Here is an 11,765-nt window from a genome sequence, read left to right on the forward strand (position 1 = left end):
GCGACGAATATGTTTAATAAAATAGTTAATGCAGCTATTAGCAATCGATTACTGGTCTTTTTAGCGCTGTGTGTATTAGTTGCTATGAGCGCTGTGGTGATCCCTAAATTAAATTTAGATGCGTTTCCAGATGTGACTAATGTGCAAGTGGCCATTAATACCGAAGCACCGGGTTTAGCTGCCGTTGAAGTTGAGCAGCTTATAACCTATCCCATTGAAGCGGTAATGTATGCGTTGCCCGATGTCGATCAAGTTAGGTCGATTTCAAAAACCGGCTTATCAGGCGTAACTGTGGTGTTTAAAGAAGGTGTGGATATTTATTTTGCGCGCCAACTCGTGTTTGAACGTCTGCAAGCTGCTAAAGAGCTGATCCCAGAAGGAATTGGCTTGCCAGAAATGGGACCGAACACGTCAGGGCTTGGCCAAGTGTATCAATACTTACTGGCGGCATCTCCTGAGTCTGGTTTGGATAGTATGGCGCTGCGTAGCTTAAACGATTGGATTGTAAAACTACTTATTTTACCTGTTGATGGCGTAACAGAAGTACTGTCGTTTGGTGGTGATGTTCGTCAATATCAAGTTAACCTCAATCCAAATAAGTTACTTGCTTATCAATTAGATCAGCAACAAGTAGTGAGCGCGCTTGAAGAAAATAACACCAATGTTGGTGGCTGGTATATGAATCGCGGCCAAGAGCAATTGGTGATCCGTGGTACTGGCTGGTTTAATGCGGGTAAACAAGGGTTACAAGAAATTGCGCAAACGCCGCTGAAAACCATTAATGGAACGGTTGTTACTATTGCTGATGTAGCTGATGTGTCATTAGGCAGCGAAATCCGCCAAGGTGCGGCGACCATGAGTAAAAAAGATGCTGATGGTAATATTACATCGCTGGGTGAAGTGGTAACAGGCGTGGTGTTAAAGCGTATTGGCGCTAATACTAAACAAACTATCGACGGTATCAGTGCGCGAATTGAGTTAATTAATCAAGCATTACCTGATGGTGTAACGTTTGAACCCCTGTATGACCAAGCTGATCTGATCACCAAAGCGGTTGATACTGTGGTTGATGCGTTGTTGTTGGCATTTGTGTTTATTGTGGTGGTGTTAGCATTATTTTTAATGAATCTGCGAGCCACATTATTGGTTTTATTATCGATCCCAATTTCAATTGGCTTAGCACTTTGCGTAATGGCGTGGTTTGGGCTCTCTGCAAATTTAATGTCATTGGGCGGGATTGCTGTTGCAATTGGTATGTTAGTGGATGGCTCGGTGGTTATGGTAGAAAATATCTTCCGTCATTTAACGCAGCCAAGCACTCAATCACACAGTTATGTTGAGCGTATTAAGTTAGCAGCTCAAGAAGTTGCGCGCCCGGTGTTCTTTGCGGCGTTGATCATCTTAGTGGTATTTATGCCATTGTTTAGTTTTGAAGGCGTTGAAGCTAAGCTGTTTCAGCCTATGGCAATTAGTATAATGTTGGCAATTGTTGCGGCTGTTATTGTGGCGTTAGTGATTGTGCCAGCGTTAGCGGTGTACTTATTTGCCAATGGCGTGACGCTAAGACGCAGTGTGGTGCTAGAGCCATTAGATAAAGCTTATAAGCTGTGTTTGGGCTGGGCAATGAATGCTCGTAAAACAGTTATTGCCGTAGCTGCTGTATTAGTCGTGGTAGCGGGTGTGTTGTTGCCGCAGCTAGGCACAGAGTTTGTGCCAGAGCTTGAAGAGGGCACGATCAACTTACGAGTGACTTTGGCACCTTCTGCTAGTTTAGATACTGCACTGGCAGTTGCCCCAAAACTTGAAGCAATATTGCTTGAGTTTCCTGAGGTTGAGTATGCATTGAGCCGTGTTGGTCGCCCTGAAGTAGGCGGTGATCCAGAGCCAGTCAATAACATTGAAATATACTTAGGCTTAAAGCCTGTAAGTGAGTGGCAATCTGCTGATAACCGAGCACAACTGCAAGTGTTAATGGAGACAAAACTAGAGCAGTTCCCTGGTTTATTATTTAACTTTTCACAGCCGATAGCGACACGGGTGGATGAATTACTTTCAGGGGTAAAAGCACAACTTGCGATCAAGCTGTTTGGTGCTGATTTAGATGTGTTGGTCAGTAAAGGTCAAGCTATTGAACAAGCTGTAAAAGGTGTAGCTGGCGCAAAAGATGTTGCCATGGAGCAAATCGCTGGTGAGGCACAATTAGTGATCAAACCAAATCGATTAGCGCTTTCTCGCTATGGATTATCGGTGGGTGATTTAATGACCATTGTCCAACATGGCATTGGTGGTACTGCCGCTGGGCAAATAATTAATGCTAATGAGCGTTATGATATTTATGTTCGCATTGGCGCAGAATTTCGTGACAGCCCTGAAGCTATTGCAGACTTACGCTTATCATCACCGACAGGTGCTTTGGTACGCGTAGGAGATGTAGCAACGGTTAATATTGAATCTGGACCGCCGCAAGTACGCCGCGATGATGTTCAGCGTCGAGTGGTGATCCAAGCCAATGTACAAGGGCGCGACATGGGCTCTGTGGTTGCTGATATTCGTACTGCCATTAATGATCAAGTAGATTTACCAGCAGGCTATGGCATTAGTATTGGCGGTCAGTTTGAAAACCAGCAACGAGCACAACAGCGGTTATCTATCGTTGTGCCTATCTCATTGGCGTTAATCGCACTGTTGCTTTATTTTGCATTTGGCTCAATAGGTCAAGCAATGCTTATTTTAGTAAATGTGCCTTTAGCCGTGATTGGTGGCGTGGTTGCACTATACGTATCAGGCCAATATTTATCAGTTCCCAGTTCGGTAGGGTTTATTACCTTGTTTGGGGTGGCGGTACTTAATGGTGTGGTTATGGTTGAAAGTATTAACAATCGTGTAAAAAGCGGTGATAGCTTAGATACAGCAGCATTTAATGGCGCATTATCACGGTTACGTCCGGTGCTGATGACGGCATTAACCTCTGCACTTGGTTTGATCCCGATGTTAATTTCAACCGGTATCGGTGCTGAAATTCAAAAGCCATTGGCAACGGTTATTGTAGGCGGCTTGTTTACTGCAACATTTTTGACTTTATTTGTATTGCCTGTGCTTTACGCAAAATTTAGTCAGCAGTTCTACCGGACAAATAATATCAGTAACTAGGACTGTTAAATCTGCTAGCACAAGGCGCATAAACTTGCGTCTTGTGTTATTTAGTGCATTAATATGACTGCGTAACTGATTAAATATATTAATGTTGATAATGGAAATAAGATGCTACATAGCCTGATAAAGAATAAAGGCCAATCTATACGGACTAAGCTGATTGTAACGTTTATTGTAATTGCGCTCGCGCCTTTATTTCTAATGTCTTGGTTCAGTTTTCAACATGTAAGCAACTCTCTTGAAAAAAGTGCCCATACCGAACTTGGCGAACTAAGTAGTATTGGTAAGCAATTTGCTGATATTTGGTTTGCTGATCATATTAAAGATCTTTATTTATTAAATGATCAACTCAGTCACAGCCAACTTAATAAACAACTATTGATTGATGAGTTTGTTGCTCGATACGATTTTGTTAATGAAATTCATATTATTTTCGACCCCTTAAATACTCCAAATCCAGTTAGCAACGAGGCCTTCTCAGCCTTAACACGGGATCAGTTAATCGCCATGCTCGCGGCTATAGAGCAAGGACAAAAAAGTGTATTTGTATCAACCGTGGGGGCGAAAATACATCATTTTGTCGCGTTACCTATGAAAGATAATCAACGCGGTTTACATGCAATAATTATAGTGGATGTTAATTTTCAAGGTCTGCTCGATAATTTAGAGCATATCCATAATAACAATGAAGAACTGACGTTTTTTATCGTCAAAAATGGCGAAATAACGGGTGCTCAATTGCATCCCGATTTACTGCCAAAGGCTGATTTTTTTACAAATTCGGCAAATACTGAGCATGTTTTCACTTACCATAAAACAGATAATACCCTGCATTATGCTATTTTAACTGACTTGAATTTTGCAAATGCCACCGGCTGGCAGTTGTTGGTTGAGAAACCCGCAGCGGTAATGTTACAAAGTGCCAGTGATTATAAGTTTGCAGCTATAGTTGCCAATGGTTTGGCATTTTTAGTGATTTTAGTTTTATCGTGGTGGTTTGGACGGCGTTTATCTCGCCCGTTTATTAGCCTTGCTCATGCCAGTGCAGAAATCACCCGAGGTGAGCGCACTCATATTCCTATCTTAGATGACAGTAGTGAATTACATCAGCTTTCGATTGATCTTGAGCATTTAGTTAGCAGCAAAGTCCAGCAACAAGAACGGCTTGAGCATCAAAGTGCTGAGCTGCAACTAGCGTTGAAACAATTAGCGGAGCAAAAAAGTGCCCTTGACGAGCACGCTATTGTGGCAGTAACCGATATAACCGGGCGGATCACCTTTGTTAATAGTAAATTCTGTGAAATTAGTGGTTATAGTCAAAGCGAGTTAATTGGTCAAAATCATCGCTTGTTAAATTCAGGTATCCATCCTAAAGGCTTTTTTAAAGGCATGTACAAAACCCTTAAAGAGGGCAAAGTTTGGCATGCACAAGTATGTAATAGAGCGAAAAATGGCGCTTTTTATTGGGTTGATACCACAGTAGCGCCTTTTTTAGATGAACAAGGTAAGCCGCAAAGTTATATTGCAATTCGTACCGACATAACCGCTTTAAAACTTCAAGAATTAGAACTTGAGCAGCATAAAACACAATTACAACTGGTGCTCGATAGCACTGCGGTGGGAATTTGGGATTGGTATGTAGATACCGGCAAAGCATACTTTAATAACCGTTGGGCGAGTATTATCGGTTATACCTTGGAAGAGCTGCAACCGACTGACTTTAATACTTGGAGTAAATATACTCACCCAGATGATCTTGTCAGCTCAGGGAAGCTTTTAGAACAACATTTTGCCGGTGAAAGCGACTATTATGTTTGCGAAGTTCGCATGTTGCATCGTCTTGGTCATTGGTCATTGGGTATGGGTACTGAGCACCGGACGTATCGTGGAGCGAAATAGTGATGGCTCGCCAAAACGCATGATAGGTACCCACCTTGATATCACCGAGCGAAAAGAAACAGAAGCACAACTGCAATTAAGTCGTGACCGATTTGTGTCACTGGTTGGAAATATCCCAGGTATTGTTTATCGCTGTAAATATGATGAGCAATGGAGCATGCTGTATCTGAGTGAGCAAACTAAAGTTATCACAGGCTATGAACCAAATGACTTGGTTGATAATTATAAGCTGAGCTTCGTTGAGTTAATTCACCCTGATGATGTTGCAAACGTAGCACAGAAGGTGAGAATTGATATTGAAGCCCATCAGCCATGGTCTGTAGAATACCGTTTACTTGCTTCGGACGGCAGTACTCACTGGGTCCATGAAAAAGGCCAAGCCGTGTACGACCACGCCGGTAATGTCTTGTATTTAGATGGCTTTATTCATGATATTACAGAACGTTACCACACCCAGTCGCAACTTTATCGCCAGCAAAGCCTCCTAGAAGCAATGAGTAAGCAAGGTCAAATTGGTGCTTGGGAAGTCGATTTAGAAACTAATACTATGTATTGGTCAGACGAAGTGAAAGCAATTCATGAAGTAGCTGAGGATTACCAACCGGTTGTTACTCAAGCACTTGATTTTTACAAGGAAGGCTATCACCGAGATAGGATCAGTCAGTTATTCAAAGATGCCATAATAACGGGGAACAGTTGGGAAATTGAATTAATTATAGTGACGGCACTTGGCAATGAATGCTGGGTTAAATCAATTGGCCAAGCTGAATATAAAAATGGTCGTTGTATTCGTGTGTATGGTTCCTTCCAAAATATTGATACCCATAAACACCTTGAATTAGAGAGTAAAAAAGCCAATCAGTACAATAAAAACTTGGCAAGCTTAACGGTGTCACCTGAGGTGTTAGCGGGTAACTTTGATGACGTGAAAAGCTTAGTTGCGCAGTCTATGTGCGAAGTCTTGGGCGTGCAACGGGCCTCTGTGTGGTTGTTTGATGAACTCAATGATGAAATGCATTGCATGAGTTTGTTTGTAGAGCAGCAAGGGTTTGTTGAGCAATCGTTAGTGCTTAAAGCCAGCGATTTTCCAATTTATTACCAATCGATATTTGAACAAGGCTTAGTAGCAATCGATGATGTTAATAGCCATCCTGCAACCGCCGAATTGATTGACACTTACACAACACCATTAAATATTAATTCGATGCTCGATGCGGTGATATCTACCGGTGAGGGTATATTAGGAGTGCTATGTGCGGAAAGTGTCGGTAGCTATCGCTGTTGGAGCCAAAATGAAGAAACCTATTTACGCTCTTTAGCGACATTAGTGGGCAGCGTGTTAATGTCGCAAAGGCGCAAGCAAACCGCCCAAGAGCTGAAAATTGCATTAGTCAAAGCCAATGCTGCTGCAACAGCAAAAAGTCAATTTTTAGCAACCATGAGTCATGAAATCCGTACCCCAATGAATGGGGTGTTGGGTATGCTTGAGCTGATCGAACTTGAGGCCTTGACCAAGCCGGTGCGAACGAAAGTCGCGATAGCAAAAAATAGCGCGCATTCTTTATTGTCGGTGATCAATGATATTTTAGATTTTTCGAAAGTTGAAGCCGGTAAAATCGAGCTAGAAAGTATCAACTTCAATGTCTGTAATTTACTCGGAGAGGTGGCGGAATCTCAAGCCCTTGCGGCGCAAGATAAAGATATCGAAATCATTATTGATTTAGTGGCTGTGACACCGGTGCAATTTAAAGGCGATCCGGGGCGTATTCGCCAAGTGCTGACCAATTTACTGAGTAACGCTGTTAAGTTTACTGCGCAAGGTGAAGTAGTGATCCGCGCATCAGTAACTCCTATTGAACAACAATATCAGCTCAGTATTAGTGTAAAAGACTCTGGCATCGGAATTGATCTAACCAAGCAAAAAGATTTATTCAGCCCTTTTTCACAAGTTGATGCGTCGACTACGCGCGAATATGGCGGTACTGGCTTAGGTTTAGCAATTTGTATGCAGCTGTGTGAGCTGATGGGCGGAACTGTCACTTTAACCAGCGAAGTTGGCCAAGGCTGTGAATTCACAGCGACGATTATGCTACAAGAGGGGAGCGAAACCGAACGCAGTATACCGACCATAGATCTGACCAAGCTCACTATATTGGTGGTTGATGATAACGAAACCAACCGGATTGTGATAAGCCAACAGCTTGCTCATTGGGGAGCTAAAGTAGAGCTTGCATGTAATGCAAGGCAGGCGCTTGAGCTGTGTGAAAAGCGTATAGCTGCTCAACAGAGTTTATATGATATAGCGTTATTAGACATGCAAATGCCAGAAATGGATGGCTTAGCGCTGTGTCGAAAATTAAAAGCTGATGATGATTTTAAAGCTATGCCATTAGTAATGATGACCAGTATTGCGGGGATGGAAGGCGCGCAGCGGTTTAATGATGCTGGATTTCAAGCGTACTTTCCAAAACCGATTACCACTGCTGATTTGATTTCAACAATAGCAGTGATCGCTGATGAACAGTGTTCGACAGACTTACCTTTAGTGACATCAAGTTATATATCCTCACTGCGTAGTGATCAGCATAGAGCAAATAGCCATATTTTATTGGTTGAAGACAATCCGATTAACCAGCAAGTATCTAAACTAATGTTAAGTAAACTGAATTTTACCGTAACGCTAGCGGAGAATGGTCAGCAAGCTCTTGATATTTTAGCGAAAGTACCTGCAGAACACTTTAATTTAGTGCTCATGGACTGCCAAATGCCGGTGATGGATGGATTTGACGCTACTCGCGCAATTCGTGCCGGTGAGGCGGGTGCTAAACATCAACAGATTACGATTATTGCACTCACAGCCAATGCAATGGATGAAGACAAACAGTTGTGTTTAGCATCTGGAATGGATGACTACTTGGCTAAACCGATTCAACTACAAATATTAAAAGATAAACTAGATCAGTATTAAACAATGCAGTAATAAATAAGAGAGCTTATGACAGACCAAAAAACGATTACCTTAAGAGATGCGCAGCCTTCGGATGCTGCTACTATTTTGCATTTTATTACCGAATTGGCAATTTATGAAAAAGAGCCCGATGCAGTTAAAACCGATGAACAGGCGATTTTAAAAACCCTGTTTAGTGAAGGTGCAACAGCGCATAGTTTAATTTGTTTTGAAGGCGATACGCCAATTGGCTTTGCGGTGTACTTTTACAATTACTCGACTTGGCTTGGCAAGAATGGCCTGTACCTTGAAGACTTATATGTTAGCCCAGATAGCCGAGGTAATGGTGCGGGTAAATTGATTATGCAACATTTGGCACGCCAAGCTATCGCAAAAGATTGTGGCCGTTTTGAATGGGTGGTACTTGACTGGAATCAACCTGCGATCGATTTTTACAATAGTATGGGGGCAGAGCCACAAAATGAGTGGATCATTTATCGACTTACAGGACAAGCATTAATTGATTTTGCCGAGAAATAAAAATACGCAAATATAAATAAAAATCATTTGCATTAAGTTGTTTGGCTGTGTAAATTAATCACATCATTTAATTTTGTGCAGGTGATTTTTATGTCACACCCACAGTTTCACAGCAGTAATAAATTGTCTCAGGTTGAGCAAGTATTAAGTCCTTGGCAAGCCAACATTATTGCTGGAAATACAGCGTTTGAACGCGGTGCTTTAATTGAAGCTCGCGATAAATACACGACAGCACACACCCTCGCAGCTCGTTTATTAAGCCAATTTAGCCAAGCAAAAATATGCCAGTCAGTTATTAGCGCAATTGAACATTGCTGCCCCGCATTCGTTGTTGCCGCTCATAATTTAGCGGATACATATCGAGCGATGAATCAAGCAGAGCAAGCGTGTCAGTGCTTGTGTGATGTGCATATAAGTTTAAGTCATTTGCTCCAGCATTCATGCGATACGGTGCGTACAGTGGTTGTGCACCATCATCACAAAACCTACACAGAGTTAGTACGGTTTGCCAAATTGCACAGTCATTCCCCGCAATTAATAGAACAAATCAATCAGACGTTAAGTTACACCCCAGATCAAACTGCCACTGTGCATTGATCACTTATTCTTAATCCGACAAGGAACAATTATGGCGTTTACATTACCCCCATTACCATATGAGTACGATGCGTTAGAGCCACATTTAGATGCTAAAACTATGGAGATCCACCATACTTTGCATCATCAAACATATATCAATAAAGCCAATGCGGCACTTGAAAATACCCAGTATAGCGATACTGATGTACATGAGTTACTCGTAAAGATTGACACGTTGCCAACTGAGCTGCAAAAAGTAGTGCAAGAGCATGGTGGCGGACATGCAAACCATTCATTGTTTTGGACAGTAATGAGCCCCAATGGTGGGGGTCAGCCAAAAGGGAGTTTATTAGATGCGATCATAGAGCAGCTTGGCAGCTTTGATAACTTTAAAGAGGCATTTACAGCAGCAGCTGTTAGTCGCTTCGGCAGTGGCTGGGCGTGGCTAAGTGTTAATAAAAATAACCAGCTTGTGGTGGAAAGTAGTTTAAATCAAGACAGTCCATTAATGCACGGCAACACGCCGATTTTAGGTTTAGATGTGTGGGAGCACGCCTATTATCTGAAATACCAAAACCGCCGCCCGGAGTATATCGCAGCATTTTATAATGTTATTAATTGGGCTGAAGTTGAGCGTCGTTATTTAGCTGCTACCAGTAAATCAATCAGCGAATAAAGGTTGAGTGCCGAAAATGGCTAGTAAACTGTGTTTTTTCACGTACTCTATTAGCAGATGTATAGTTAAGAGCACCTTATGGATACTAGCCATTGGCAACTTGCCAGACAAAGCCGCGACCATCGTTTTGATGGACTCTTTTTCATCGGTGTTAAAAGCACCGGTATTTATTGTCGGCCAATTTGTCCTGCCCCTACTGCAAAAGAGCAAAACGTAGAATACTTTCAATATGCCCATAATGCTGCCCAGGCTGGATTTCGCCCGTGCATTCGTTGTCGCCCAGATAGCACCCCTGGAAGTAGCGCATGGCAAGGAACAAAAACCACAGCGCTGCGAGCCAAACATCTGATAGACAGTGACTTAACAACACAACAAAGCTGTGAACGGTTAGCTGAGCGACTAGGCGTGAGTAGCCGCTATTTAAGGCAGTTATTTCAGCAACATTTTGGTATCTCAGTAACTCAATATCGGTTATTTAATCAATGCCATTTCGCTAAAAAATTATTACAAGAAACAAGCCTGTCGGTATCCCAAGTTGCTTTTGCAGCGGGCTTTAATAGTATTCGTCGCTTTAATGATGCTTTTTTACAGCAGTTACATATTTGCCCGTCAAAAATGCGTGGTGAGCTTAGTACATCACGTGCGATGTTGAGGCTTAAATTACCTTTTCGGCCCCCTTATAATTGGGCTGCGTTACAGCAATTTTTAGCTAAGCGGTTAATTTCACCTCTTGAGTGGCTTGGTGAGACATATTATGGTCGCAGCTTTAAAAACCAGCATTGCCAAGGCCAGTTTACGGCTGAGTTTGTAGAGCACAAACATCATTTTTTAGTCAGCATTGATATTGATCAGCCACGCTTTTTACAGCCTATTTTAAGTGAAATTCGCAGGGTGCTCGATTTAGATGCCGATACTGCGCAAATCGAACAACACCTAACAACTCAACTTCAAGGGGCAATTGTGTTAACCCAAGGGCTGCGGTTACCGGGTATTTGGTCGGTATTTGAGGCTGGTATTCGTGCGGTACTTGGCCAACAAGTCAGTGTGACTGCCGCGCATAACTTAGTGACTCAGCTGGTGGATGAACTGGGCGAACAAGATGGCGAGCGAGTGTATTTTCCAACCCCTGAGGTAGTGGCAAACAGTGAGCTGGCATTTTTTAAAATGCCTCAAGCGAGAAAGAATGCGCTGCGTAATTTAGCGCAATTCTGCGCCGATAACCCTGATTGTCAACAGCTTGATCAATGGCTGCTACTCAAAGGGATTGGACCTTGGACAGTAAACTATGCAAAATTACGCGGCCAAAGTCAGCCCGATATTTTATTAGCAGGAGATTTAGGTGTAAAGAAAGCACAGGCGGGGGCAAAACCATTTAATGATGAGATGTGCGCGCCATTTCGCTCCTATTTAACCTTTCAACTATGGCAGCAGCTAACATGACTATTATTCAAACCCGAATACCCAGCCCAATTGATGAGATTATTATTCAAGGTAACCAACACGGGGTGAGTTATGTGGGCTTTTATCCAGTTATAGAGTGCTCAGAAACCCCATTTTCAGAGGTTGAGCAGCCACATATTTTAAATTGTGCTGCGCAGCTTAATGACTACTTTACAGGCAAGCGAACAACCTTTGATGTCACTCTAGCCACCCATGGTACTGCTTTTCAACAAGCGGTATGGCAAGCGCTCACCGCGGTGCCATTTGGACAAACACAGAGTTATTCAGATATTGCTCATGCACTCAATAATCCCAAGGCAGTTCGCGCAGTGGGGGCTGCTAATGGTAAAAACCCAATCAGTATTATTGTGCCGTGTCACCGTATTATTGGTGCCAACGGTAAATTGACCGGCTATGCGGGTGGGCTAGAGCGCAAGCAGTGGTTACTTGAGCACGAAGGGCTGATTTAATCTTCAAAAAAGGGTCATTAGACTCCAGGAATTAGTTTTAGCACGGGTAAAAAAGGTGATG

The 11,765-nt window shown here is 42.6% G+C and carries 8 protein-coding genes; all 8 read left to right on the forward strand.

Annotated elements, in window-relative coordinates; translation table 11 throughout:
* Positions 1 to 9 precede the first annotated feature (9 nt).
* The 8 genes from PVK79_RS09065 (at position 10) to PVK79_RS09095 (ending at position 11,704) form a co-directional block, all read left to right on the forward strand.
* A complete protein-coding gene (locus tag PVK79_RS09065) occupies positions 10 to 3,150 on the forward strand; it encodes an efflux RND transporter permease subunit (RefSeq protein ID WP_257326495.1) in 3,141 nt (1,046 codons plus the stop codon).
* A 111-nt stretch (positions 3,151 to 3,261) separates the two neighbouring features.
* Entirely contained in the window at positions 3,262 to 5,052 is a 1,791-nt protein-coding gene (locus tag PVK79_RS23535; RefSeq protein ID WP_425607882.1) for a PAS domain-containing protein, read from the forward strand.
* Positions 4,964 to 8,020: a response regulator gene (locus PVK79_RS23540; protein ID WP_425607883.1), complete on the forward strand. Its 3,057-nt coding sequence runs from the start codon at positions 4,964 to 4,966 to the stop codon at positions 8,018 to 8,020. Before PVK79_RS23535 ends, PVK79_RS23540 begins: the two co-directional genes overlap by 89 nt.
* A 27-nt stretch (positions 8,021 to 8,047) precedes the next feature.
* Positions 8,048 to 8,539, forward strand: a complete 492-nt coding sequence (locus PVK79_RS09075) for a GNAT family N-acetyltransferase (RefSeq protein WP_149980086.1) — start codon at positions 8,048 to 8,050, stop codon at positions 8,537 to 8,539.
* 90 nt (positions 8,540 to 8,629) lie between these two features.
* Positions 8,630 to 9,136: a hypothetical protein gene (locus PVK79_RS09080; RefSeq protein WP_182758507.1), complete on the forward strand. Its 507-nt coding sequence runs from the start codon at positions 8,630 to 8,632 to the stop codon at positions 9,134 to 9,136.
* 31 nt (positions 9,137 to 9,167) lie between these two features.
* The gene (locus PVK79_RS09085; protein ID WP_257326496.1) at positions 9,168 to 9,794 is read left to right on the forward strand and encodes a superoxide dismutase; all 627 of its coding nucleotides are present in this window, start codon (positions 9,168 to 9,170) and stop codon (positions 9,792 to 9,794) included.
* 78 nt (positions 9,795 to 9,872) lie between these two features.
* Positions 9,873 to 11,234, forward strand: coding sequence for a DNA-3-methyladenine glycosylase 2 family protein (locus PVK79_RS09090; RefSeq protein ID WP_257326497.1), 1,362 nt, complete (start codon positions 9,873 to 9,875; stop codon positions 11,232 to 11,234).
* Positions 11,231 to 11,704: a methylated-DNA--[protein]-cysteine S-methyltransferase gene (locus PVK79_RS09095; RefSeq protein WP_145236211.1), complete on the forward strand. Its 474-nt coding sequence runs from the start codon at positions 11,231 to 11,233 to the stop codon at positions 11,702 to 11,704. The genes PVK79_RS09090 and PVK79_RS09095 overlap by 4 nt, the downstream gene beginning before the upstream one ends.
* Positions 11,705 to 11,765 lie beyond the last annotated feature (61 nt).

The organism is Pseudoalteromonas rhizosphaerae, from assembly GCF_028885455.1.
Classification (GTDB): domain Bacteria; phylum Pseudomonadota; class Gammaproteobacteria; order Enterobacterales; family Alteromonadaceae; genus Pseudoalteromonas; species Pseudoalteromonas rhizosphaerae.